The following is a 25922-nucleotide window of genomic DNA, read 5'->3' on the forward strand; positions in this document are numbered from 1 at the left end:
CCGCCCGCCCGTACCTTCGCCACGCCGACAAGGACACGACCCGACGACCGACAGGACGGGCACCTCCCATGACCGCAGTGATCGAACTGAAGGGCGTGGCCAAGCGCTACGAAAACGCCGGCGCACCCGCGCTCGGACCGCTCGACCTCTCCGTCGCCCAGGGTGAGGCCCTCGCCGTGACCGGCCCCTCCGGCAGCGGCAAGTCCACGCTGCTGAACCTCGTCGCGGGCCTCGACAAGCCGACCGAGGGCACCGTGACGGTCGCCGGACAGCAGGTCGACCGGCTCGGCGAGCACGCCCTGGCCCGGTTCCGCCGGGAACGGATCGGCATGGTCTTCCAGTTCTTCAACCTCCTCGACGACCTCACCGTCCTGGACAACATCCAGCTTCCCGCCCAGCTCACCGGAAGCTCACGGCGCAAGACCCAGGCGCGGGCGCAAGAGCTCATGGAGGTGCTGGGCATCCAGAAGCACGCCCGCGCCTACCCCGGCCGCCTCTCCGGCGGCGAACGCCAACGAGTCGCCGTCGCACGGGCGTTGGTGAACCGCCCCTCACTGCTGCTCGCCGACGAACCGACCGGCGCCCTCGACAGCGCCTCGGGCCAGGACGTCCGGGACCTGCTGGTCGACCTGCACCGCGGCGGACAGACCATCGTGCTCGTCACCCACGACCCGGCCCTCGCCGAGGCCTGCGCGAGCCGCACCGTCCACCTGGTCGACGGCCATGTCGCCCTCGACTCCCGGGCGGAGGCCGTGCGATGACCGGACCGCTCCTGCGTGTCGTCCGCTCCGGAGTGGGCCGACGCCGTGTGCAGACCGTCGTCATCGCCATCGCCACGATGATGGCCGTGGCGGCCGCCGTGGTCGCGGGTTCCCTCATGGTCGTCTCCAACGCTCCCTTCGACCACGCCTTCGCCGCGCAGCAGGGCGCCCACCTCACCGCCGAGTTCGACCCGGCGAAGGTCACCGCCGAACAGCTCGGGGCCACCGGGCAGTTGGACGACGTCACCGCGAGCGCCGGGCCGTACCCCGCCACGGTCATCGAGGCGACGGACTCGTCCGGCCACCGGCCCCCGGCCATGACCCTGGTCGGACGCACCGGTCCGCACGCGGAGGTCGACGACCTGGACCTCACGGCCGGACGGTGGGCGAGGAAACCGGGCGAGGTCGTGCTGACCTCCTCCTACCAGGGACCCGCCTTCAAGCTGGGCGACACCCTGACAGCCTCCGGCACGACTCTCACGGTCGTCGGTTTCGCCACCTCGGCCAGCAAGACCGCCGACCTGTGGGCAACTCCCGCGCAGGTCAGGGACCTTGCCTCCCAGGAACACCCCGTCACCAGCCAGATGCTCTACCGCTTCGACTCGGCGGGCTCGAAGGGCGACATCGCCGCAGACCGCAAGAAGCTCCTCGCCGCCGTCCCGTCCGGTGCACTCCTCGGGACCCAGTCCTACCTCGACACCAAGCGAGCCGCCGACCACGGCGCCGCCCCGACGATCCCGTTCCTGGTCGCCTTCGGAGTCCTCGGCATCGTCATGTCGGTGATCATCGTCGGCAGCGTCATCAGCGGCGCGGTCGGCACCAGCCTCCGCAGGATCGGCATCCTCAAGGCCATCGGCTTCACCCCACGCGAAGTCGTCCGAGCCTACGTGGCCCAGGCGCTCATCCCGGCAACCGTGGGCATCGCGCTGGGAGTCGTCCTCGGCAACCTGCTGGCCGTGCCGCTCCTCGACGACACGGAGCAGGCGTACGGCACCGCCACTCTGTCCGTCGCCTGGTGGGTGGACGTCGTGGTCCCCGCCGGCGCGCTGCTGGTCGTCGGGATCGCCGCCTTCGTGCCCGCGCTGCGGGCCGGGCGGCTGCGCACGGTCGAGGCCATCGCGGTGGGCCGGGCCCCGCGCACCGGACGCGGCCAGTGGGCGCACCGCGCGGCGGGACGGCTGCCGCTGCCCAGGGCCGTGACCTACGGTCTCGCCAGCCCCTTCGCGCATCCGGTCCGCACGCTCGCGATGCTGCTCGCGGTGGCGTTCGGCACGATCGCGGCGACCTTCGCCGTCGGCCTCACCTCCTCGCTGAACGAGGTCAGTTCCATACAGGACCCCGAGAGCCGTTCCGCGGTGACCGTCTTCACCGGCGGTCCGTCCGTCGCGGGCGGGGAGCACGTCCCCGCTCCGGGCACCCCGGAGCCCGAACCAGCCGACCCGGCACAGGTGAGCGCCGCCATCAAGGCGCAGTCGGGCACCGCCTCGTCCTACGGCATGGGCCAGCAGGACGCCACGGTGGCCGGGGTCTCCGGAACCGTCCGGGCGACCCTCTACCAGGGCGACTCCCGTCGGGGCGGCTACGCCATGATCTCCGGGCACTGGCTCACCGGCGCCGGCCAGGTCGTCGTGCCCGGCCAGTTCCTGGAGACCACCGGCACCGAGATCGGCGACACCGTACGCGTGACCGTCGGGAAGGAATCGGCCGGCCTGCGGATCGTCGGTGTGGCTTTCGAGAGCTCGGGCGGCGAACTGGAAATACAGGCGAACCTGGCGGACTTCCCCGCAGCCAGGCCTCAGGAGTTCCTGGTCAACATCAAAGCGGGCGTTTCCGCGGTCTCGTACGCCGAGAAGCTCGGCGCGCGGATCGAGCCCCTCGGCGCCGAGGCACGGGCCAACTCCCCTTCCCAGCAGGACGGCTTGGTGCTCATCCTGAACGCGATGGCCGCGCTCCTCACTCTGATGCTCGTCTCCGTGGCGGGCCTCGGCGTGCTCAACTCCGTCGTCCTGGACACCCGGGAGCGCGTCCACGACCTGGGCGTGTGCAAGGCGCTCGGCATGTCACCCCGGCAGACCGTGAGCCTCGTCCTCGCCTCGGTGGCCGGCATCGGCGTGCTCGGCGGTCTGGTCGGCGTCCCCGCCGGATACGCCCTGCACGGATTCGTGCTCCCGGTGATGGGACACGCGGCCGGCACCGGCCTGCCCAGGTCCGTCCTCGATGTCTACGACACCCCGCAGCTGCTCCTGCTGGGCCTGGCCGGTCTCGCCATCGCCCTGCTGGGCGCGCTGCTCCCGGCGGGCTGGGCCGCGAAGTCCCGCACGGCGACGGCCCTGCGCACGGAGTAGCCCTCACCCCTCTCGGCGCAGGCCGAGAACCAGGTCGCGGGGCAGACCGTGGGTGTCGTGGAGGTAGTCGTAGTCCTCCTCGCTCAGCGGCCCCCGGTACCGCGGCCCGGACAGCAGGCGCCGCCCCCGCTCCAGCAGCCTGTCGAACCGGCGTTCCTCCTCCAGCAGCACGTCATGGACGAGCCCTGTCCCGCAGCTCGTACGGAAGTGGTCCAGCGTGTGCTGGAGGAGCTCCACCGGCAGGTCGGAGAGGGTGCGGGACGGGTCGTCGCGCCGCAGGGTGGTGAGCAGGCGGCGGACGACGCGGCGCAGTACGTAACCGCGGCCGGTGTTGGACGGCAGTACCCCGTCGCCGATCACGACGACACCGGAGCGCAGATGGTCGCAGACCAGACGCAGCGACGGCTCGTCGAGCTCCCACAGGGGAGGCAAGAGTCGCATCCACGGCTCGAACAGGTCGGTGTCGTAGACCGAGTCATGTCCCTGCAGGATGGTGACCAGGCGCTCCAGGCCCATGCCGGTGTCGATGCCCGGACGCCCGAGGGGCCGGAGAGAGCCGTCCTCGAGGCGGCGGTACCGCATGAACACGTGGTTCCAGATCTCCACCCACCGCGGGTCCGTGGTGGGGGTGCCCTGAGGCGGGGTGTCGCCGGTCCACACGAAGATCTCCGAGTCGGGGCCGCACGGGCCGACGGGCCCGTTGGACCACCAGTTGTCCTCCCGGGTGAGTTCCACGGGCACCCCCGACTCCTGCCAGGTGCGCAGCGATTCGAGGTCGGGGCCCACCTGCTCGTCACCGCCGAAGACCGTGACGTGGAGTCTCTCCCGGGGGATGCCGAAACCGTCACGGAGCAGTTCGTAGCCCCAGCGCAGGCTCTGCGAGGGGCCGTAGTCGCCGAGCGACCACGAGCCGAGCATCTCGAACACCGTCAGATGGGTGGAGTCGCCGATCTCGTCGAGATCGGTGGTGCGCAGACAGCGCTGCACATTGACGAGGCGGCTGCCCCGGGGGTGGGGGCGGCCCTCCAGATAGGGGGTGAGGGGGTGCATGCCCGAGGTGGTGAACAGCACCGGGTCGCCGGGCGGTGGCAGCAGTGTGCTGCCCGTGATCAGGTGGTGTCCGCGTTCGCGGTAGAAGTCGATGAAGACGCGTACGGTCCGGTCCGTGTCCATGGCAGTGGTCCTTCGGTCTCGTGGGACCGGAAACGACCGCGGGAACAGACGGCGACCAGAGGTCGTGCACCGGCGGTCCGTTTCCGGCCGCCGGGGGAGTGGGGGAGGTCAGGCGTCGGCAGCCGGCGAGCTGGTCGCTCGCGCGGCTGCGGTGTGGGTACAGCTGCTGATCTCCATGCGGTCAACGGTACGCACAGGTGTCCCCGCCCGTCACTCGGATTTCCCGGAGGGGGCCCTGCCGTAGGTCTTGCACCGCTGTTCCTGCCGTATCAGTGACCGGCCTCCGTGCGCCGCGTGGGCCTCGGCCAGCGCGATGCGCAGTGCCGGGCGGATCTCGGACGGCAGGCTGCGCAGGTCGGGCCAGCGCACGACGTGCCGGGCGACGTCCCGCAGCTTGGTGTTGGTGCGCTGGGACACGGTCTTGAGGACCTCCCACCCCTGGTCGGGACGGAGACCGCTGAGGGCGAGGACGACACCGATCGCCTGGTCGACGACGGCGTGCGAGACGAGAGCCTGCCGGAGCTGGGCGATTTCCTCCTGGAGTTCTTCGATCTTCTCAACCAGCTCTTCGTGTTGCGGCATGCAGTCCTGTCGCCCTCTCCTCTGTTGCCCGGCGACCTCCGCGGTCGCTATCCCTCCAGCCTCGACGGAGGGGACCGTCCGTGACGAGCCACCGGACGCACACCTTGTGACCAGGAAGGACAGAAAACGAAACGCGGTCGCGAAGCATCGTGGGATTCGCGGGTATGTGCGAAGAGGAGCCGAGCCGAGAGCGGGAGGACCTGGCTGCGATGGAGACGCTGACGTTCGACAGCGACGACCTGGACCGTACTGAGGAATTCCTCAGTCACGCCTACGCGAAGATGCGGATCGGCAGCGGTACCTCGGACAGCAGTCGTGCCAGGATCCACCGCAGTGCCATCGACTCGGTCAGCGTCGACGAACTCGACCTGGACTTCGACATGAGCTACGCCGTCACCCCGCTGGGCCGGATCTGCCTGTGCGTCGTCCACGAGGGCACCATCGAGGACCACGTCTACCAGGGTGTCTCGGACTCCTTCGGCCCCGGCGACGTGGTGTCCTTCGCTCCTCCGGAACTGTCCTACGCGGGCCGCATCCAAGCGGCCCGCTACAACATCACCATGCTGGACCCGGAGCTGCTCACCCAGGTCGCGGGTGCCACGGGCGGACGGCGCCCGGAACCGGTCCGGCTGACCGGACACCGGCCGCACACCCCCGCCGCGGGCGACCGGCTGCGGTCGACCATCCGCTATGTGCAGGACCACGTGCTGTCCGATCCCGCGGTCGCCGACCAGCCGCTCGTCGCCTCCACCGCCGCCCAGCACCTGGCCGCGACCGTCCTGGCCACGTTCCCCCACACGGCCTCCGCCGACCCCACCGGCTCCGAGCGCCAGGACGCCCACCCCGCCGCACTGCGCCGCGCCCTCGCCTACATCGACGACCACGCCGACCGGCCCCTCACCGTCGCCCAGATCGCGGAGGCGTCCCACATCAGCGTCCGCGCGCTGCAGTACGCCTTCCGCCGGCACCTGGACAGCACCCCGCTCGCGTACCTCCGGCAGGCCCGCCTGTCCCACGCCCACGACGAGCTGGCGGCCGCAGACCCCGAGGACGGAGCCACGGTCACCGACATCGCCGCCCGCTGGGGCTTCTACCACCCGGGCCGCTTCGCCACCCTCTACCGGCACTCCTACGACCGCTCACCGCGCCGTACCCTGCACGACGGCTGACGCCCCTCTGCGGCTGGTGACAAAGCGTCCACCGGGCCCTGCGTTCTTGTGAGCAACCGCCGAGAGGCGTGCCCGCGCAGCCCTACGGTCCCAGCATGAACACGAGTCGCAGCAGAGGAAGAACCCCTAGGACGCTCCGTGTCGCGGCGCTGGCGGTGCTGCTGACCACCGGGGCGTTCACCCCGTCGGCGTCCGCGGACAGCGCGAGGACCGAGACCCCCGTCGGGACGAGCGGGGGTGTGACCGAGACCGTCGTACGCGTGAAGGCACCCCTTCCGGCGTCCTTCGGGGCCCGTCCGGAGGCGTGCGAGTGGCTGTCGTATCTGCGCTACCGGTCCTCGTCGGGGCCCGCGTCCTCGGCGGACGCCGACCGGGTCCTGGTCGCCCAACCGGGCATCCTGGAGGGCGCCGGAGCCTTCGACAGCGTCGCCCGCAACACCGTGACCCGCGCCGCCGAGCAGGGCCGGCACATCGAGTTCTGGGCTCTGGACCGGCGCTCCAACTGCCTCGAGGACCGCACCGGAATCGCCTCCGGCGACCAGCACACCGCCGTCGACTACTACTACCGCGGCAAACAGGTCCAGGGCCGCACCTTCGCCGGGTTCGTCGGCAACGACAAGCTCGGATGGATGGCGAAGCTCGGCATCGAGCAGACCGTACGCGACGAATACACCCTGCTCGCCGCCGAGTTGCCCGACCAGGGCGTCCGCAAGGACAAGGTGCTGTGCGGCGGCCACTCGCTCGGCGGTGTCATCACCGGGTACTTCGCCACCGCCGACTTCGACGGCGACCCCGCCACCACCGCCGACGCCGGACACAACCAGTGCGCCGGCTACTTCGCCCTCGACACCACCGTCTCCACCTCGCTCGGCGACCTGAGCGGCAGCATCCCGGACGACACCAACCTGCCGGACGTGGGCCTCGGTTACGGCGTGGTCCAGGCCGGACTCGACAGCGCACTGCTCCCGCGCTCGCTGTCCGCGCCCGTCCTGCTCAACCCCGAGACCATGACCCTGCTCGCCATCGCGGGCGTGGGCGCCCTGCAGAATCCGGGCGGCGAGGCCGACCTGCCGAGTTACCTGCCCGCCAACACCAACATCGAGGCCACCAACCGCTTCCTGTTCTCCAAGGACACCGCCACCTTCCTCACCGGCTCACCAGCGGTGAAGGATTTCCGGCTCACCAACGAGGCGATCCTCGGTTCGCTGATGGACGATCAGTCCGTGCCGCTCGCGTTCCTCCAGAGCAGCGTGGGCTTCTTCGACGGCGGGCCCATCACCGACAAGAACTTCCCCGTGGCCAACGGCAGTTCGTCGCAGCCGGGCCTCTTCGGCACCGAGTACAAGGCCATTCCCGCCGAGCCGCACGGTCCGCTCTACACCTGGCGCAACTACGACCGGGTCGGCGATCCGGACGACCCCGGGTACCGGTCGTCGGACGGGACGCCGTTCACCGCGGCGGGCAAGGAGGTCACCGACATCCAGGAGCTGGCGCGCAGTATGGCCGCTCAGCCGCTGGACTTCACCGAGCAATACTTCCCGACCAAGCTGGTCACCGACCTCGAACTGGCCACCTCCCCGCAGGTGAAGCGGCTCGTCGTGCACCCCGACGGGCTCACCGCCAACCCGACGCTCACGGTCCTCGCGGGCGACGGACTGCTCGCCGGCCGGGTCCCCGCCGACCTGCACCCGGTGGTCGCGGACGGCTACCAGCACCTCGACGTGCTGACCGCGGCGCCGGTCCAGAACAACGGCCGGCCCGAGCCGGTGTCCACCGCCCTGACGGGGTTCGCCCGCACACCTCGATAGCCCGACGCACGCGGAAGGGCCCGGGAGGAAAACTCCTCCCGGGCCCTTCCGCGTGCCGTCGCTCAGACCTTGCCCGCGGCGAAGGTCGCCGCCGCGTCGGCGTTGGCCGTGTAGCCGAGGTGCGCCAGCGTGTCGTTGCCTCCCGCTTCGCAGACCGGGTCACCCTTGGCGCAGAAGTCGATGGTGCGGCTCTGGTACGTGCCGGTGACGCTCTTGCCGATCGCCCGGATCGGGTTGCCGAACAGCAGCACCGCGGCCACCCGTGACTCCAGCGCGGCGGGAATGGTGGCCACGATCGGACTTCCGACCACCGCACCGGCGCTGCTGATACCGATGGAGTTGTCGACGACGTTCGCGCCCTGCGAATAGCCGACCAGAATGAAACGCTGATTCGGACAGGCGGCTGCCTGGCTGTTCACGTGGTTCACCAGATCCGCGTTGCCCTGCGCGGCCGAGGTGAGGGAAAGGTCCGCGGGGTAGTTCACCTTGTAGCTGGTCACATTCCGGCCCGTGAGTTTCTTCTGGAGGGCGGAGTACACCGGGTCACCGACGATCAGGCCGAGGTTCCCCGGCTCGAACGTGCCGCGAGCGGCGACGACGTCGATGTCCGAGCAGGCCGCGGCGGATGCCGATGGTGCGGAGACGGTGGCCACACCGGCGCCGCCGACCAGCGAGAGCGCGGCGAGGTACAAGCGAATACGCATGGGGATCCTTTGAGGGTGGGGCGTGTGATACGCCTGTGGAAAGGACGTCCCGAAACTTATTCGCTTGACCGCGCCCGGTGTTATGGACGGGAATTCAGAAACTCCTCGCTCTTTTGTGCCGTGGTGAGTGCCAGAATGAGATCCAGACGGGCGCCTGGATCGTGCAGGGCGTCACCGAATACTTTCTCCAGCTGACGCAGCCGATAACGCACCGTCTGCGGATGGACATGGAGACGGGCGGCGACGTCGGGCACATTGCTGCCACTGAGCAGCCACGCCAGCAGCGTCTCGGCGAGCCGCTCGCGCTGCCCCTCCGACACCGTGTCGAGCGGTGCGAGGGCCCGCCCCCGCAGTTGGTCGAGCATCGGCTCGTCGCTGTGCAGCAGCAGGGTCGACAGGTGGTCCGCGCAGCGCACCACCCCCTGCCGGGGAAGGATCCCGCGTCCCATCAATCCCAGCGCCCGGGTGGCCCAGCGCAGCGACTGGGCGGCCTCGGCGAGCGGCACCGTCGGCCCGATCGCGGCCGGCCGCCCGCGCAACGCGAGGCTGAACGCCCGGCCCCCGAAGCGCCCGGAGCCGTCCGGGTCGGGGATCAGCATCCGGGGCGGCCGCGACTCCATGTCCACCAGTGCCCCCGCGGCGGCCAGCGGCCACTCCTCCTCCCGGTGGTCCGGCGTGGCCGCGAGCGTGACGACCGCGACCTGCCTGGGCACCGACCACCGGGCACCGTGCGCCATGTCCTGCACCGCCGCGGGTGCGACCGGCCCCTCGCCGAGCAGCAGGTCCAGCAGGCGTCTGCGGCGCCGCTCCAGCTCGTCCGTGTTGTGCGCGCGGGCCTCGGAGTACCCGGCCGCAGCCGCCTCCGCGACCTCGTGCACGGTGCGGAAGGCGAGCTCGCCCAGCGCCGTGACCACCGCGGAGTCGAGGCCGAGTTGCTCGGCCGTACGGCCCATCAGGCGCCAGGCGTGCAGCCCGCCGACCCGTAGCGCGGACTGCAACGCGTCCAGGCTGCGCCCCTCCAGGGCCTCACCGCGCCCGAGTTCGTAGTACGTCGCCGCGATCGCGTCACCGCGGCCGCGCGGGTCGGCGATGTGGTCGACGAACAAGGTCAGCGCCTGCACCACGCCGGCTCTGAGGTTCTCGCGGTAGGTGCCGTCGGCCGGGCGCGCGTACTCGGGCACCTGCCGGCGGACCTCCTCCTCGACCTCGTCGGCGACCTCCTCCAGCTGGGCGCGCAGCAGTTCGGCCAGGTCGGGCGGGACCGCGGCGGCGCCGCGGCCCTCCGGGACGCCGTGCGGGGCGGGGGTGGCCAAGGGGGGCCCTCCTTTCACCCGGAAGCGGCTCACCCGCGGGCCGTTGCCCGTGGGGCGAGGGGTAAGTCCTGTGTTGGACGGACGACCCCTGCGTTGCGTTCCGTGTCCCGACGGTACCGACATCACTGCGGCACCCCCAGACCTCGGGCGAGCATCGGCCACGACGCGGTGAACTCCTGCTTCCAGTAGGCCCAGCTGTGCCCTCCTCCCGCGTAGAAGTGTGTGGTGACCGGGATGCGCTGCAGCGCGAGCGTGTCGGTGAAACTGTGGGCGGAGGGCCACAGGGCGCTCTCCAGGGCCTCGGGCAGCCAGTCACCCGTGCCTCCCGCCAGCCCGCTGCCGCTGGAGACGTACAGGGCGGTGCCGCGCAGTCCCGCGGCCCGGTTCCGCGGGTTGAAGTCGAGCCAGGTGAGCAGGTTCAGGAACGGATTGCCCCACAACGACGTGGGCACCAGGTTCTCGCGGGCCACGATGGCGTCCATCAGGGTGGGGACACCGGGCGCCATGGTGTCGAGGATCCCGCTGTAGGAGGCCGCCGCGGTGAACATGCCCGGGTGCCGTGCCGCGTGCGCCATGGCGCCGTAGCCGCCGGTGGACACCCCCGCGACGACCCGCACTCCGGAGGCCCGGTAGTCCCGGGCGAGCAGCGCCGGAACCTCCTTCAGCTGGAAGGTCTCGTAGTCGGGCCCGCCGCGCCAGGAGGTGGGAATCCCGGTGGGCCCCGCGTCGGGCATCGCCACGATGAGGTCCCGGCCCTCGGTGAACGCCTCGATGTCCGTCTCCCGCGTCCAGGACGTGTAGTCGTCGTGGGCGCCGTGCAGCAGATACAGCACGGGGTAGGTGCGGGTGGGCTGCGAACCGAAGCCCGACGGCAGGATCAGCCGCACCGGCGCACTGCGGCCCAGGGCGGCGGAGGACACGGACACGTCGACGGTGCGTGACCCCAGTGCGGCGGCGGTCCGGGCGCCGAACAGGACGGCCAGACCGGCACCGGCCGCGGCCTTGGTGACGGTACGTCGGGACACTCCGGTGGTGCGACGGTGCATGGCGGCTCTCCTCGGATCACGTTCAGCGGGTCACTTCGGCGAGCTCGCGCCGAAGACGGGCGGCGATCTCGTCGACGTGCGGCGGGTCGAGCAGCGACAGGTGGTGTCCCGCGACCGGTACGACGGTCAGGCGCGGGCACACCTCGTCCCAGCCCAGCGTCTGGTCGTCGCGTTCGTAGGCGGGGTCACGCACGGTGTGCGGAGCGGGCTCCGTGGCCCGGTACAGGACCACCCGCCCGTCGTGACGGCCTGGCCGGTGGGCCTCGCCGATCCTCAGGTCCAGGTAGGAGGAGCGCTGATGCTCCAAAGCGGCGGGCGGCACATCGGCGGACGCGTGCAGGATCTCCAGCACGGTGTCGATGCGTTCTCCGTCGTCGTCCATCGCGACGAGGTCGTCGTACGGCAGCTCGAGCCGGACACCGTAGGCGTCGCGGACGTGTCCGGCGAACCCCTCGAAGTGGGCGCGCAGCCGTTCGGCCGGTGTCCGGTCCGGCTGGGGGAGGGGGCGTACGGAGTCGATGAGGACCACGAGCTCCACGTCCCGCCCCGCCGCGGTCAGTTGCCGCGCGGTCTCCTGGGCGACGAAGCCGCCGAAGGACCAACCGCCCAGCAGACAGGGCCCGTCGGGGTGGACGGCGGTGACGGCCTCGGCGTAGCGGCGCGCCTTCTCGGTCACCGTGGGTGCGTCTTCGAGGCGTTCGAGACCGTACACCGACAGCTTCTCGCCCAGCCGTTCGGCCAGTGCCCGGTAGACGTCGGTCGTTCCGCCGGCGGCGTGCACGAGGAAGAGCGGGGGACGGCCGGCGGTGACGCGCAGCGGGCGTACCGGCCCCGGCCGGACACGGTCGGCCAGCTCTTGCACGGTGGTGGCGCCGAGCAGGTCGCGCAGCGGCAGCTCGATGCCGAACTCGCGCTCGACGGCGGTGCGGACACGGACCGCCATCAGCGAGTCCAGCCCGAGGTCGGCCAACGCGGCGGCGGGAGTGACCCGGCCCGCGGGGTGGCCGGTGACCGCGGCGATGTGGTGGCACAGGCGGGCGGCGACGGTGGTGTCCTCGGGCACCTCGGCCCGGGTTCTCGCGGACGCCGCTGCCGGAAGGTCGGCAGGCACCTCGCACCGCGTCTTCGTGGGTGCCGACCCCCGCCCGTCCGTCCACCAGTGCCGCACGTGCTTCCAGCGCGGCGCGGGCAGGTCGACGACCCGCCCCGGCGGCAGCGGCAGCCGTCCGCCCGCGCAGTACAAGGTCCCCACCTGCGTGAGGAAGTCGGCACATCCGTCGGCTTCCCGCCGGAGCGAGCCGATCGTGAGGGCACCGGGCACGTTGTCGGTGATGGCCCGGGCCAGGACCGGGTGGGGCGAGATCTCGACGAAGGCGGTGTGACCGTCGGCGGCGGCAGCGGCGACGGCCCGGTCCAGCCGCACGGGCCGCCGCAGGTTCGCGGCCCAGTGAGCGGCGTCGAAGACACCGTCGCCGCGCGGGTCGTCCAGGACGGTGGAGTAGACCGGCACGAGGGGCGCTCTGCCTCCCACGTCGGCCAAGGACTCGGTCAACTCAGCGAGCAGCGGCTCGACCTGGGGCGAGTGCCCGGCACCGACGACCCGCAGGGACCGAGCCGCCCGTCCTTCCCGCTCCAGCCATCGCACCAGCCGCGCCACCGCCGGTTCCTCACCGGTGACGACCTTCTGCCCGGGCGAGGAGTGAACGGCGACATGCACACCGGGGAAGTCCCGGGCCAGCACGTCGAGTTCACCGTCGTCCAGGTCGACGACCGCCATGGCCCCGCCCTGCAGCCTGCTGAGCAGTTCGGCCCGTACGGCGACGATCCGGGCACCCTCCGACACGTCCAGCGCACCCGCGCACACCGCGGCGGCCACCTCACCCAGGGAGTGACCGATGACGGCGGCGGGCTCGACGCCGTAGGAACGCCACAACTCGGCCAGCGCCACCTGGAGTCCGAACAGAACGGGCTGGGCCACCTCCAGCCGGTCGAGTGCGCTCCCGGACGCGAGACGGTCGTACAGGGACAGCCCGCACTCCGCGTCGAGCTTCTCCACGGCGGCGGCGAAGGCGGGCTCCTCGGTCAGCAACCGGCGTCCCATTCCCACCCATTGGCTGCCGTACCCGGAGAAGACCCACACCGGGCCCGGTCCCACGAGGTCACGTTCACCGGTCACGACCTGACCGTGCGGTCGCCCCTGCGCCAACGCGTCCAGCCCGTCCGCGAGTTCGGCACGGTCCCGGGCGACCACCGCCGCCCGCACACCTCCGCGGCCGGTCCGTCCGGCCAGCGTGCGCGCCACGTCGGCGGGATGCGCGGCCGCCGTCCGGAGCCAGTCGGCGAGCCGGGCCGCGGTGTCCCGCAGCCGCTCCTCGTCCACGTCGGACAGGAGATGGAGCCGGGCCCCGGGCTCCTCGCCCGGTCGCGCGGGCAGCACGCCGGGTCGCCATTCCTCCAGCACGGCATGGGCGTTGGTGCCGCCGAACCCGAACCCGGAGACCCCGGCCGTGGCCGTACCGCCGTACCGCGGCCACGGCTCGTCCTCGGACACCACCCGCAGCCGCACGTCGTCCAGGGCGCTGCCCTCGGAGCAGTGCAGGGAGGGCGGGATGACGTCGTGGTGCAGGGCGAGCACGGTCTTCACCAGCCCGGCGATGCCCGCGGCGGACTCCAGGTGCCCCAGGTTCGACTTCACGGAGCCGAGGAGCAGCGGCTGGTCGGGGTCACGGCCCGCACCGAGGACGGCGCCGAGCGCGCCCGCCTCGATCGGGTCGCCGAGCGGGGTGCCGGTGCCGTGCGCCTCGACGTAGTCGACGTGGGCGGGGGTGAGCCCGGCCCGGGCGTACGCGGTGGTCAGGAGGGCCTGTTGGGCGGCCGGGTTGGGGGCGAGGAGGCCGTTGGAGCGGCCGTCGGAGTTGACGGCGGTGGCGCGGATGACGGCGAGCACCCGATCGCCGTCCCGCTCCGCGTCGGACAGCCGCTTCAGGAGCACCGCCGCGCAGCCCTCACCGCGGCCGATGCCGTCGGCGTCCGGTGAGAACGGCTTGCACCGGCCGTCCGGCGCGAGGGCACCCGCCCGCCGGAACGCCACGGTGACGGTGGGGGAGAGCAGCAGGTTGACGCCCGCGGCGATCGCCGTGTCGCTCTCGCCCGTGCGCAGGCTCACGCAGGCGTGATGCACCGCGACCAGCGAGGAAGAGCAGGCGGTGTCCACGGCCATGCTCGGCCCACGGGTGTCCAGCACATACGCCAGCCGGCCCGCGGTCACGCTCAGCGCACCGCCCGCCGGCGCCCAGGGATCGACGGCCGCCGGGTCGGCCCCGGTCAGCGAGCCGTACTCCGGGGCGGAGACCCCGACGAAGACACCCGTGGCGGTGCCCGCGAGGGACGCGGCCGGGACGGCGGCATGGGCGAGGGTCTCGTGGACGACCTCCAGGAGGATCCGCTGCTGCGGGTCCATCACGGCGGCCTCGCGCGGGGTGATCCGGAAGAAGTCCGCGTCGAACCCGGCGATGTCGTCGAGGTAGCCGCCGTGGGGGAGCGCGTCCTCGGGCGGGAAGGGGGTGAAGTCGCGCCAACGGTCCTCGGGGACCCGTCCGATCGCGTCGACGCCGTCGGTCAGCAGTCGCCAGTAGTCGGCCGGGCCGTGCACGCCGCCGGGGAGACGGCAGCCGAGCCCTATGACGGCGATGGGCTCCGAGGTGGGCGGAGCCACCACGGCGGGCACCGACGGCGTGGTCGGCGACGGCGTGCGGCACAAGTGCGCCACCAGAGCCTCCACGGTCGGCGCCTCCCACAGCAACGTCGCCGGCAGCTCCCGTCCCGTCAGCCGGGAGAGTTCCCCGGCCAGCACGACCGCGTCCCGCGAGGACATGCCGAGATCCGCCAGCGGCCGGTCCATCGCGACCTCCGCGACGTGGGTACCGGTCCACGCGGCGACCCGCTCCGCGACCAGGCGGCGTACCGCACCCGCGTCCACGGCCCTCACGCGGCGCCGTCCGCCGCGTACACACCCGTCAGATACCGTTCACGTGTCAGCGCCCGCGACACCTTGCCGCTCGACGTCCGCGGCACCGTGCCCGGCGGGACGAGCAGGACGTCGGCCAGACGCACCCCGTGCCGTCCGGAGACGGCCGCACGCACGGCCCGCACCAGAGCCGGTACGTCGATCTCGGCGAGGCTCGTGGTCCGCGTGTGCTCGGCCACCACGACCACCCGCTCACCGGAGCCGCCCGCGACCCCGAACGCGGCGAGCCGGTCGCGCCGGATGGCCGGATGGGTGTCCTGGACGGTGGCCTCCAGGTCCTGCGGATAGTGATTGCGTCCGTCGACGACGATCAGGTCCTTCAGCCGACCGGTGACGATCAACTGCCCCTCCAGGACCGTTCCCAGGTCACCGGTGCGCAGCCGGCCGTCGGTTCCGAAGACGCGCCGGGTCTGCTCCTCCTGGTTCCAGTAGCCGCGGCCCACGTTGGGACCGCGCACCTGGATCTCACCGACCTCACCCTCGGACAGACGGTCGCCGGAGGCGGGATCGACGATGCGGACCTGCTGCCCCGCCGGAGTGCCGCAGCCCGCCAGCAGCACGGCCCGGGGATCGTCGGGGCGCGCGGGCAGCGCCTTCCCCTGGGCGAGCGCGTCCCGGTCGAGGGCGAACCGCCGCAACGGTTCCCCGGGCCGGGCGGCGCTGACGAAGACGGTCGCCTCGGCGAGCCCGTACGAGGGACAGTGGGTCTGCGCGACGAGCCCCTGACCGGCGAAGGCCGCCTGGAACCTGTCGGCCGTGCCGGGGCGGACCGGCTCACTGCCGTTGATCAGCGCGGCGACCCCGTCCAGCCGCAGCTCCGCCTTCTGCGCGTCGGTCACCGCGGAGGCGCAGTAGTCGTAGGCGAAGTTGGGCGCCGCGCTCAGCGCGCGCGGATGCGCGGCCAACAGCCGCAGCCAGCGGGCGGGTTCGTGCAGGAAGGCGACCGGGTCCATGAGTACTGACAGCAGCCCCCGCACGACTGGGGCGGCGATGCTCAGGACGAGTCCCATGTCGTGGTAGAGCGGCAGCCAGCCCACGCACGTCACCGGATGGGCATCGGCACCGTAGGCGCTCAGCGCCTGACGGGCGTTGGCGACGACGTTGGCGTGACTGATCTCCACGCCGGCCGGGGTACGGGTCGAACCGGAGGTGTACTGGAGGTAGGCGACCTCCGCGTCGGCCGGCTCCAGGTCTCGCGCGGCGGCGTCAGGAACCTGGTCCACGGCGACGACCCGGTCGCACAACTCCTGTACCTCACCCACGTGTCGGCTCGTCGTCACGACGACCGAGGGCCGTGCGTCGGCCAGGACCGCCGTCAGCCGGTCCCCCTGACCCGGCAGACCGGGCGGATACAGCGGTACGGCGATGAGGCCGGCGGCGAGCGTCGCCAGGAACCCGGTGACGTACTCCAGCCCCTGGGGGCACAGCAGTGCGACCCGAGCCCCGGGCTCGGCCTCCTCGGCGAGCCGGGCGGCCACCGCCCGTACGCGCACGTCGAGGCGGCGCCAGGTCAGCGTGCGGTGGACGCCACGCGAATCCGGGGCGGGATGGTCGACGAACGTGAACGCCCGGCGGTCGGGGGTGGCTTGGGCCCAGTGGTGTACGTACTCCGGCAGGCTCCGGAACGCGGGGGCGAGCGGGGGACGGCGGTTGTCCATCGGGCAGGTCTCCTCGCGAAGCAGGTCAGAGCGGGATGTTGCCGTGCCGGCGCTCCGGCATCGGGGAGCGCTTTCCGCGCAGCGCACGCAGGGCACGGCAGATGTGGTCACGGGTGTCGCGCGGGGCGATCACGGCGTCGACGTACCCGCGCTCGGCAGCGAGATAGGGCGTGCCGTGCGTGCTCTCGTACGCGTCCACGAGCTGGGCCCGCAGCGCCTCGGGGTCCTCGGCGGCGGCGAGTTCACGCCGGTGCAGGACACCCACCGCGCCCTCGGCTCCCATCACCGCGATCCGTGCGGTGGGCCAGGCGAGATTGATGTCGGCACCCAGGTGCTTGGAGCCCATCACCGCGTACCCGCCGCCGTACGCCTTGCGCACCACCACCGTCACCTTCGGCACGGTCGCCTCGGCGTAGGCGTACAGCAGCTTGGCGCCGCGCCGGATGATCCCGGCCTGCTCCTGCCGCACCCCGGAGAGGTAGCCCGGCACATCGGCGAAGGTCAGCAGGGGAATGCCGAACGCGTCACAGAACCGTACGAAACGTGCCGCCTTCTCGGAGGCGTCGATGTCCAGCACGCCGGCCGCATGCGAGGGCTGGTTGGCGACGACGCCGACGGGCGCCCCCTCGACCAGCGCCAGCGCACAGATGATGTTCGGCGCGAACAGCTCCTGGACCTCCAGGAGTTCACCGTCGTCGACGACCGCCCGCAGGATGTCCCGCATGTCGTACGCCTGCCCGAGCCGGTCCGGCACGATCTCGTCGAGCGGCACGTCGGCGGGCGGTGGCAGGGGAGCGTACTGCGGCGGCCGCTCCAGGTTGTTGGCGGGCAGGTACGACAGCAGCTCCCGTACGGTGTCCAGGGCCTCCGTCTCGTCGGCGGCGAGGAAGTGGGCATTGCCGTTGAGGGAGTTGCTGGTGCGGGCGCCGCCCAGCTCCTCGGCGCTGGTGCGCTCCCCGGTGACCGCCTCGATGACGTCGGGACCGGTGACGAACATGTGCGAGGCGCCGTCCACCATCACGGTGAAGTCGGTGATGGCGGGGGAGTAGGCGGCCCCGCCGGCACACGGGCCCAGGACGACGGAGATCTGCGGGATCACCCCGGACGCCTGGACGTTGCGGCGCACCAGCTCGGCGTAGAGGGCGAGCGAGACGACACCCTCCTGGATGCGGGCGCCGCCCCCGTCGTTGAGCCCGATGACCGGGCAGCCCGTCCGCAGGGCGAGATCCATGAGGGCCACGGTCTTCTCGCCGAAGGCCTCGCCCATGCTGCCGCCGAAGACCGTGGAGTCCTGGGCGAACACGCAGACAGGACGGCCGTCGATCGTGCCGCACCCGGTGATCACCCCGTCGCCGTAGGGACGACGGGCACCGTCCCCGATGGGCCGGGAGCGTACGAACAGACCGGTCTCGGTGAACGATCCGGGGTCCAGCAGCAGGTCGATCCGCTCCCGGGCACTGAACTTGCCCCGTCTTCTCGGCCCGTTCCCCGCCACGGCCTGCGCCCGTCGGGCCTCGAGCGCGAGGACGCGGTCGGCGGTGCGGTCCGGCAGACGTGTCGTCGTCACCTCTAGTGTCACAGCCACCTCCGAAGTGGCCTTCGAATATGGCAGCGCCCCCGCGGCGGGCCGAGCCCAACGCCGTTCTGTTTGCGCGAGGTGAGTCCCGAGGGGCCGGCCTTAGTCCGTGCGTGACAAGGGCCCATGCGCGCGGCGGAACGCCTCCTGTGCACTGCATTTGAGACAACCTGGCCGGAGGGAAGGTGCAGACCTATTCCTGAGGTCGGCCTTTTCGCAGGCTGCCGGATGGCGAGTACGAGTGCCGAAGCACGTGAATGAGTCAGTTCACCGATTCGGTTCGACCGGCCGGTTGATAGTTCAACGGGGGCGCTGCAACAATCCCGGTCCTGGCCTCGTCGCCACCCCCGACTCCCCGGCCGACCGCCTCACCAGGCTTGTCGTCAAGCGCGAATTCGAAGCACGTGAATTCCAGATTCACGAAACCCCCCACAAGTCCGCACGAGCACGACTCCGGCGTGCCATTGATGCCACGACCGGCGCGGCAGTAAAGAAGGTGCATGTGTCACGGCACTCCACGGGGCTCGGCGGGCCGCCGCCCCCCTACGAAACGGGCCCCGAACCGGCGGACCGGCAATCGGTGTCCCGCGAGCCCGCGTATCAGTCGCTGCGCCGCAGCCACCGCCGCTTCGGTGTCCGGGCCACGTCCGTCGCCGTCGGCGGCTTCCTGCTGTACGTCCTGCTGTCCAGCTTCGTGCCCGGCCTGATGAACACCTCCGTGAGCGGCCATCTCACGGTCGGACTCGCGCTGGGTCTTGGGCAGTTCGTGCTGATGGGCGTGATCGTGTGGCGCTACCTCGTGCACATGCGCACCCGGGTCACCCCGGTGGTCCGCGGTCTGCGCGGGCTGGCCCGTCACCACGAGACCGCGGAACGCGAACGCACCGCCTTCGAGGCACGCACCGCCGCCCGTGGTGAGGAGTACCGCCCATGGTGACGCTCGGCGCCTCCGTCGTGGACCGCCTCAGCCTGCAGCTGACGCTCGTGCTCTTCCTGTCCGTGGTCGTGGTGACCCTGTTCACCGCCTTGCTCACCGCACCCCAACGCGACGAGATCGGCGAGTTCTACCTCGGCAACCGCGCCATGTCCCCGCTGCGCAACGGACTGGCGATGTGCGGCGACTACCTGTCGGCCGCGACCCTCCTGGGCAGCACCGGCCTGGTCGCCCTGACCGGCTACGACGGACTCCTCTACCTGTGCGGCACCGCGGTCGCCTGGATGATGGTCCTGCTGCTGATCGCCGAACCCCTGCGCAACACCGGCAAGTTCACCCTCGGCGACACCCTGGCCGTACGGCTGACGCGTATGCAGCGGCCGGTCCGCCTCGCCCTGGCCCTGTGCACGCTGGCCGTCACCACCCTCTATCTGGTAGCCCAACTCGTCGGCAGCGTCGCCCTGTTGACCCAGTTCACCGGCGAACCCAGTGCCGCCACCCGCACCCTGTGCGTCATCGTCATCGGCACCGTCGTCATCGTCTACGCCGCCATCGGAGGCATGCCCGGCGCCACCTTCATCCAGGTCGTCAAGGCGGTCATGCTCATCTGCGGCGTCACCGTGGCCGGCGTGATGGTGCTCCACCGCTTCGACTGGAACTTCGAGAACCTGCTCGCCGCCGCCGCGGACAACAGCGGGCAGGGCGCGCGGTTCCTGGAGCCAGGACTGCGTTACGGCGCCAGTGCCACCAGCAAACTCGACTTCTTCAGCCTGCAGTTGGCCATCGTCCTCGGCCTCGCCGCTCTCCCGCACGTGATGATGCGCCTGCTCGCCCCGAAGTCGGTCGACGTCCTGCGCACCTCGGTGGTGTGGGCCATGGGCCTGGTCAGCCTCGTCTGCCTGGCGGCCGGCATCCTCGGCCTCGGTGCCACCGCGGTCCTGGGCAGCGACACCATCGCGGAGAACGACCGCACGGGGAACGCGGCCGTGCTGTTGCTGGCGCACGAACTGGGCGGCGCCATCCTGACCGCCCTGCTGTCCTGTCTCGCCTTCGTCACCCTCCTCGCGGTCGCCGCGGGCCTCACCCTGGCCGCCGCCTCCTCGCTCGCCCACGACCTCTACGGCGAGGTGATCCGCAAGGGCAGGGCGACGGAGACGGAAGAGCTGGCCGTGGCCCGGCTCTCGGCGGCCGTCATCGGCATCCTCGGCATGTCGCTCGCCCTGATCTCCTGGGGCGCCAACTCCGCGACCCTCGCCTTCCTCGCTTTCGCGATCGCAGCCTCCGCCATCCTCCCGACCCTCGTCTACAGCCTCTTCTGGCGGCGGTTCACCGCTCAGGGCGCCCTCCTCAGCCTCTGCGGGGGTCTGCTCACCTCGGTCCTCCTCGTCGTCTTCTCCCCGGTCGTCTCCTCCGCCCCCGCCTCGCTGTACCCGGACGCCGATTTCGCCTGGTTTCCCTTGCAGAATCCCGGAATCGTCTCCATTCCGGCCGGTTTCCTCCTCGGCTGGCTGGGCTCGATACTCAGCCCTCCGGAAACGAAGGAGACCTACGAGGACTTCGAAGTGCGCACTCTCGTCGGGGCCGACTAGCCAATTTCCTCCCACCTTCCGGGAATCGTGTGACGAATGCGTGGATATTTCGTCGACGGCAGATCATGGGTTGCGGCAACAACTCCCGTGCAGTAATTAGGTGATGTATGAACTTGTTCAACCGTGGCACCCCGTTCCGTCGCGCGGACCGCACGGAACCCGCCGCCGTCACCCAGCCCCCCACCGGGTCGTCGGCCACTGCCACAGCCGTCCTTCCCGATCCTGGACTGGCGGCCCTGACCGGGGAATGGGCCATCGACCCCGCACACAGCAGGATCGGCTTCTCCGTACGCCACGCGATGGTGACGACCGTGCGCGGGGCGTTCCTGGAGTACCAGAGCCGCCTCTACTTCGACGGCCGTGACCCGTCCCGCTCGAAGGCGGAGATCGTCATCTCCACCGGGAGCGTCGACACCGGCGTGGAACAGCGCGACGGCCACCTCGTGGGCCGTGACTTCCTGGACGCCGCGACCTATCCGCGCATGCGGTTCGTCAGCACCGCCGTGGAGGCGGTCGGCCCCGACGTGTACCGGATGAGCGGCGACCTCACCATCAAGGCGACCACCCGCCCCGTGGTCCTGGAACTCACCTACATAGGCCATGTCACCGACCCGTTCGGCTACCAACGGGCCGGCTTCGACGGCACCACCACCATCAACCGCTCCGAATGGGGCCTGACCTACAGCACCAGGCTCGCCGAGGGCGGCGCCATGGTCAGCGAGAAAGTACGCCTTCAGTTCGACATCGCCGCGATCCGCACACCTCCGGCCGGCTGACCGGGCCCTACCGCGAAGAGCGGGCCACGAACTCATAGGAGTTCGTGGCCCGCTCCGGTGTTCCAGGGGCCGTCAGTGCCGGCGCACCAGCCCCGCGAGGTAGCGCCACAGCGACGAACGCGGCCGTACGGCGGTCTCGTCGGCCGGAGCCGAGCCGACCGGCGCGGGGAGGGCCGGGGGAGGGGGCGCAGGCAGGGCCATCGCGTCCGAAAGGGTGTAACGCACCGGGAGTGACCGCAGACCCCGCATGAACGGCGAGGAGCGCCAGGGCAGTTGGTCGACGGGCAGCGACAACTCCAGCCCGGACAGCCGTTCGAAGAGCCTGCTCACCCCGATCGCCGCCGCGCCACCGGCCAGTTCCCGGGCCGGACACTGCCGTGGGCCCGCACCCCAGGACAGATGTGCCCGCGTGCTGATGGTCGACTCGGGGCAGACCTTGCCCGCGAAGGCCGGGTCCGCGTGCGCGGCGCCGACCGACACCCACACCGGATCGCCGGCCGCGATGGTGTACTCGCCGAGCCGCATGTCGGTCAGCGGGAACCGCGGCACGAAGTTGATCAGCGGGGGCTTCTGCATCACCACCCGGTTCATGGTCTCCCTGATCAGCCCCGCCGACAGACTGGCGCTCGCGGGGAGGTTCCCGGTGATGACCTCGACGACCGTGTTGGAGATCAGGATGCCGACATGGTCCGAGGTCATCCCGAGCAGCATCATCAGCTCGCGCGACAACTCCTCGACGCTCAGCCCGGGATGGGAGGCGAGCAGGTAGGAGGGGAAGTCGTCGCCGGGTTCCTTCATCTTCGACGCGCCCAGCTCCGACAGGGTCGCCAGCAGCCGCTCCAGGGCGGGCCCCGCGTCCGGCCCCGCGTCGAGCACCCGCCACATGTCCATCAGCGCGTCGTCGTGCTGCGAGCCGGGGAAGCCGAGCAGATGACTCGCCACCATCAACGGCAACGGCCGCGCGAACTGCGCCGACAGATCGGCCCACCCCGTGCGCCCGCCCTGCGAGAACAGCGTGATCAGCTCGTCGGCGTCACGGGTGATCTTCGCCTTGAGCCGCTTGGCCACCGGATGCCGGGGATCCTGGAACGGCCGGAGCGCGGTGTCCCAGGCCACCCGAAGGCCCCGGTAGCCCTCACCGCCCTGGATCAGTACGTGGTTGACGTCCAGCGACGGCGCGAGCGGCCAGTCCTCGGGCAGCCGCCCTTCCCGCCGCGCCCGCCAGTTCTCCAGCCCCTTCGGCCAGGCGTGGTCGTCACGGAGAACCTCGAACGCCTCCTCGTAGCCCAGCACGAGCCAGACGGGCACCCCCAGCAGGTCGACCGGCGCGACCGGGCCGTGCGCCCGGCGCAGACGCTCGTACACGATCGCCGGATCCCGTTCGTAGTCGCGGGTCATGAGCGGTTCGAGACTCATCGACTCCAGCGACCCGTGACCGGCTGCCGATCCGCTGTTCAGTTGGACCCCCATGGCTTCCTTCCCTCGGTCAGGCGCTACGCCAGCGTAATGTGACCCGCTGCGCTGCCCTCATGGCGGGGGGTGATTATCGCCCCGGCGCTCTTGGGAAGCGGGGGAACGGCGAACGGCACCGCCCTGCGGCGGTGCCGTTCCTGCGTTCACGTCGTCCCTTACGGGGTCCACTTGATGTTCGGGTTCACATTGCCGGTCCAGTTGAAGACGGCCATGTTGTCCCAGCCGTTGCCGCTGTTGTTGATGTTCGTCGGGTCCCATCCGTTGCCGGTCACCGCGTACCAGGTGGGCTCCCAGTAGAAGACCCCGATCGCGCCGTTGCTGCGGGCGGCGTTCTGCACGGCGGTGAAGTTGTCCGCCTGTCCCTGCCAGCTGAGCGGATAGCCCGAGCAGCCGCTTGTTATGGAGTTGGCGGTGCTGTCGGCGTTGGCCGAGGTGAACGGGTACGCCGTCTCGGCGATGATGACGTTCTTGCCGTAGCGCGACTTCATGTCGGCCACGACACTGCCCATGTTGGCGATCGTGCCGTGCCACGGGCAGTAGTAGGACAGCCCGGTGATGTCCCAGCTGACGCCCTTGGCCTTGATGCCGTCGTAGAACCAGCGGGCGTTCGCGTCACTGTCGGCGTCGGCGGTGTGGATGATCACCTGGGTGCCGCTGTTGCACGCCTTGGTCGCGTTGTATCCCGACTTGAGCAGCAGACTGAGGTTGGTGAAGTCGTTGTTGACGACCTTGCCCTCGTTCCACAGCATGCCGACGTTGATCTCGTTGCCGATCTGCACGCTGTCCGGCGTGGTGCCCTGCGACTTGAGGCTGTTGCAGACGTCGTACGTGTAGTTGTAGACGTCGGTCTGCAGCTGGCTGATGTTGTGGCCGGCCCACGCCGCGGGCTTGTTCTGGTTGCCCGGGTCCGCCCAGGTGTCCGAGTAGTGGAAGTCGACCAGCAGCTTGAGCCCCTTGGCCTTCACCTGCTTCGCGTACGACAGCACCTTGGCCTTGTTGTTGTAGCCGCTCGCGGGATTGTTCCAGACCCGCAGGCGGACGTAGTTGACGCCGAGGCCCTTGAGGATGTCCAGCGGGTCCTTGGCGGTGCCGCTCGCGTCGTAGTACTTGGCACCGAGGTCGAGGGCGCGCTGGGCGGTCGACACATCGGCACCGAGCATGGTGAGCGAACCGGCGGCAGAGGCGCTGGGCGTGGTGAGCAGGGATGCGGGCAGGGCGAGGGCCGCCAGGAGCATGGCGGCTCTCACGAGGCGGCGCGGACCTTTGACGGTCATCCCGACCTCCTTGTCTGACATGACCATGTGGATGAGCTCTGTGATCGTTCACAGTAGGAGGTGCTGCTGGCGCTGTAAATACGTGTGTCGGCAGCATTTCTGGGAGGTTAGAGAGAGGTTGGTTGGGGGATTGGATTGTGCACGTACACAGATTCGAGCTATGCGGGTGACGCTTGACCAGCCGATGCGATCGGCGGTGGCCGCGCAGCGCCGCCGCGGTGTGCGCTCTGCGACCGCTTGGGGTCGCCGAGTTGGTGAGGGGTCGCATCCGCAGCAAAAGGGGCGTCCGCTGATGCGGACGCCCCTTGAGAAGGCCGCGGCCTGACGCCACGCCCTGGATGTCAGCCGAGGAGCTCGGCCGCCTTGGTCATCGGCCCGCCTGCGTCACCGGTATTGATCGTTCCCGCCGGTTCGAGCAACAGGATCGCGGTCTCCTCCTCTGCCAGAGGGCAGTGTTCGACTCCGCGGGGAACCACGAACAACTCGCCGGGTTCCACCACCACGTCGCCATCCCTGAGCTGGATGGTGAGCCGCCCGCTGATGACCAGGAACAGTTCGTCCGTGTCCTCGTGGGTGTGCCAGACGAACTCTCCCTTCAGCTTGGCCAGCTTGACCTCGTAGTCGTTGAGCGCGGCTACTTTCTTCTGCGACCACAGCTCGCTGAACTGCGCCAGTTTGTCGGCGAGGTTGACAGGAACAGCGGACTCGGACATCGGGCATCCCTCCTCAAGGGCCGGCAACCAGGAGCGGCCTCTCAGGCCCTCCAACCGGTGCTTCGAGCCTGCCGCGCCAGGACTCCGCCAGTCTTGTACGTTCCTGACGTGGAGGCCGTCGGTTCCTGGGCGACCGCCGGCCTGGACGTCGGCGCTGATCATGCCGGCGAGTTCGGCGGCGGGCGTGCTGCTTTCCGGGGCATTCGGTTCGGGCATGCGCGATCATGGCCGGATGGACGCTCGTTTCCTTGGCATCGCTCAGCTGGTCGACACCCCGCCCGTGGCCGTCGTGGTCGACGTCATGCGTGCTTTCACGGTGGCTGCCTGGGCCTTTGGCCAGGGGGCGGAAAGGATCGTTCTCGCCGAGTCGCTGGACGAGGCCCTGGCACTCAAGCGCCGCCATCCGGACTGGGTGGCGCTCAAGGACGGTCCGCCCGCGGCCGGGTTCGACACCGTCAACTCGCCGGGCCTGCTGCGTTCCCTCGACCTCGGCGGACGGACCGTCGTGCAGAAGACCACGGCCGGCACGGTCGGCGCCCTCGCGGTCAAGGAGGCGTCGCTGGTGCTGTGTGCGAGCTTCGTCGTGGCGGGGGCGACGGCTCGACTCCTGCAGACCCGCAAGTGCGCTGATGTCACGTTCGTGGTGACCGGCGAGGACGGGCAGGCCGAGGAGGATCTGGCCTGCGCTCAGTACATCGCTCGGAGGGCCACCGGGGCCGGCACGGACGCAGCCGAGTTCCTCCGCCGGGCCGGCGAGTCACGCGCCGCCGCCGAGCTGGCGGAGGGTGTGCGTCAAGGAGTCCATCCTGACGACGTCGCGCTCTGTCTTGAGCTCGACCGGTTCCCCTTTGCCATGATGGCGACCTTGGAGGACTCGCTCATGGTGCTGCGTCCCTGCGCAGTGCCTTCGCGGACCGTCGAGGCTTCGACCTGACGGCGTGGTGGTGTGCGTCATGAAGTTGCCGTGCACGGGCACGGGTTGGGCGGATGCCGGCTGTCCC

General features: G+C 70.8%; 19 protein-coding genes. 8 read left to right on the plus strand and 11 right to left on the minus strand.

The window, feature by feature from the left end; all coding sequences use genetic code 11:
- The first annotated feature begins 68 nt into the window (after nt 1–68).
- Nucleotides 69–761 carry an ABC transporter ATP-binding protein gene (locus AQJ46_RS37270; RefSeq protein WP_059209776.1) on the plus strand — a complete coding sequence of 231 codons (693 nt, stop codon included), beginning with the start codon at nt 69–71 and terminating at the stop codon, nt 759–761.
- A complete protein-coding gene (locus AQJ46_RS37275; RefSeq protein ID WP_059209777.1) occupies nt 758–3106 on the plus strand; it encodes an ABC transporter permease in 2349 nt (782 codons plus the stop codon). Before AQJ46_RS37270 ends, AQJ46_RS37275 begins: the two co-directional genes overlap by 4 nt.
- Nucleotides 3107–3109: 3 nt before the next feature.
- On the opposite strand, the gene AQJ46_RS37280 is transcribed toward AQJ46_RS37275, so the two are convergent.
- Both AQJ46_RS37280 and AQJ46_RS37285 read right to left on the minus strand, forming a co-directional pair.
- Nucleotides 3110–4279, minus strand: coding sequence for an alanine--tRNA ligase-related protein (locus tag AQJ46_RS37280; protein WP_059209778.1), 1170 nt, complete (start codon nt 4277–4279; stop codon nt 3110–3112).
- Nucleotides 4280–4489: 210 nt separating this feature from the next.
- Complete coding sequence (locus AQJ46_RS37285) at nt 4490–4861, minus strand: ANTAR domain-containing protein (RefSeq protein ID WP_059209779.1); 372 nt, start codon at nt 4859–4861, stop codon at nt 4490–4492.
- A 209-nt stretch (nt 4862–5070) separates the two neighbouring features.
- Between AQJ46_RS37285 and AQJ46_RS37290 the strand changes: the two genes are divergently transcribed.
- Together AQJ46_RS37290 and AQJ46_RS37295 are read left to right on the plus strand one after the other, a co-directional pair.
- Nucleotides 5071–6030 (plus strand): helix-turn-helix transcriptional regulator, encoded by a 960-nt coding sequence (locus AQJ46_RS37290; RefSeq protein ID WP_059209780.1) that lies wholly within the window; start codon nt 5071–5073, stop codon nt 6028–6030.
- Nucleotides 6031–6125: 95 nt separating this feature from the next.
- Complete coding sequence (locus AQJ46_RS37295; RefSeq protein ID WP_059209946.1) at nt 6126–7838, plus strand: hypothetical protein; 1713 nt, start codon at nt 6126–6128, stop codon at nt 7836–7838.
- 62 nt (nt 7839–7900) lie between these two features.
- Here the strand turns inward: AQJ46_RS37295 and AQJ46_RS37300 are convergent, their stop codons facing one another.
- The 6 genes from AQJ46_RS37300 to AQJ46_RS37325 all read right to left on the minus strand — a co-directional run bounded on the left by AQJ46_RS37300 (nt 7901) and on the right by AQJ46_RS37325 (nt 18153).
- Complete coding sequence (locus AQJ46_RS37300) at nt 7901–8542, minus strand: cutinase family protein (protein ID WP_059209781.1); 642 nt, start codon at nt 8540–8542, stop codon at nt 7901–7903.
- An 80-nt stretch (nt 8543–8622) separates the two neighbouring features.
- On the minus strand, nt 8623–9855 hold the full coding sequence (locus tag AQJ46_RS37305; protein WP_059209782.1) for a PucR family transcriptional regulator: 1233 nt from the start codon (nt 9853–9855) through the stop codon (nt 8623–8625).
- Nucleotides 9856–9977: 122 nt separating this feature from the next.
- The gene (locus AQJ46_RS37310) at nt 9978–10901 is read right to left on the minus strand and encodes an alpha/beta hydrolase (protein WP_059209783.1); all 924 of its coding nucleotides are present in this window, start codon (nt 10899–10901) and stop codon (nt 9978–9980) included.
- 22 nt (nt 10902–10923) lie between these two features.
- A complete protein-coding gene (locus AQJ46_RS37315; RefSeq protein ID WP_059209784.1) occupies nt 10924–14889 on the minus strand; it encodes a type I polyketide synthase in 3966 nt (1321 codons plus the stop codon).
- Nucleotides 14886–16586 carry a fatty acyl-AMP ligase gene (locus AQJ46_RS37320; protein ID WP_059209785.1) on the minus strand — a complete coding sequence of 567 codons (1701 nt, stop codon included), beginning with the start codon at nt 16584–16586 and terminating at the stop codon, nt 14886–14888. Before AQJ46_RS37320 ends, AQJ46_RS37315 begins: the two co-directional genes overlap by 4 nt.
- Nucleotides 16587–16611: 25 nt before the next feature.
- The gene (locus AQJ46_RS37325) at nt 16612–18153 is read right to left on the minus strand and encodes an acyl-CoA carboxylase subunit beta (protein ID WP_059209786.1); all 1542 of its coding nucleotides are present in this window, start codon (nt 18151–18153) and stop codon (nt 16612–16614) included.
- Nucleotides 18154–18664: 511 nt separating this feature from the next.
- On the opposite strand from AQJ46_RS37325, the gene AQJ46_RS37330 reads away from it, so the two are divergent.
- The 3 genes from AQJ46_RS37330 (at nt 18665) to AQJ46_RS37340 (ending at nt 21461) form a co-directional block, all read left to right on the plus strand.
- Nucleotides 18665–19099, plus strand: coding sequence for a DUF485 domain-containing protein (locus tag AQJ46_RS37330; RefSeq protein WP_059209787.1), 435 nt, complete (start codon nt 18665–18667; stop codon nt 19097–19099).
- Entirely contained in the window at nt 19093–20685 is a 1593-nt protein-coding gene (locus AQJ46_RS37335; RefSeq protein ID WP_059209788.1) for a solute symporter family protein, read from the plus strand. Before AQJ46_RS37330 ends, AQJ46_RS37335 begins: the two co-directional genes overlap by 7 nt.
- A gap of 107 nt (nt 20686–20792) precedes the next feature.
- Nucleotides 20793–21461 carry a YceI family protein gene (locus AQJ46_RS37340; protein ID WP_059209789.1) on the plus strand — a complete coding sequence of 223 codons (669 nt, stop codon included), beginning with the start codon at nt 20793–20795 and terminating at the stop codon, nt 21459–21461.
- 72 nt (nt 21462–21533) lie between these two features.
- On the opposite strand, the gene AQJ46_RS37345 is transcribed toward AQJ46_RS37340, so the two are convergent.
- The 3 genes from AQJ46_RS37345 to AQJ46_RS37355 form a co-directional block, all read right to left on the minus strand.
- A complete protein-coding gene (locus tag AQJ46_RS37345) occupies nt 21534–22931 on the minus strand; it encodes a cytochrome P450 family protein (protein ID WP_059209790.1) in 1398 nt (465 codons plus the stop codon).
- A gap of 158 nt (nt 22932–23089) precedes the next feature.
- Complete coding sequence (locus AQJ46_RS37350) at nt 23090–24208, minus strand: glycoside hydrolase family 53 protein (RefSeq protein WP_107117398.1); 1119 nt, start codon at nt 24206–24208, stop codon at nt 23090–23092.
- A gap of 341 nt (nt 24209–24549) precedes the next feature.
- Nucleotides 24550–24921: a cupin domain-containing protein gene (locus AQJ46_RS37355; RefSeq protein ID WP_059209791.1), complete on the minus strand. Its 372-nt coding sequence runs from the start codon at nt 24919–24921 to the stop codon at nt 24550–24552.
- Nucleotides 24922–25153: 232 nt separating this feature from the next.
- On the opposite strand from AQJ46_RS37355, the gene AQJ46_RS37360 reads away from it, so the two are divergent.
- A complete protein-coding gene (locus AQJ46_RS37360; RefSeq protein WP_059209792.1) occupies nt 25154–25855 on the plus strand; it encodes a 2-phosphosulfolactate phosphatase in 702 nt (233 codons plus the stop codon).
- Nucleotides 25856–25922 lie beyond the last annotated feature (67 nt).

The organism is Streptomyces canus, assembly GCF_001514145.1.
Taxonomy (GTDB): domain Bacteria; phylum Actinomycetota; class Actinomycetes; order Streptomycetales; family Streptomycetaceae; genus Streptomyces; species Streptomyces canus.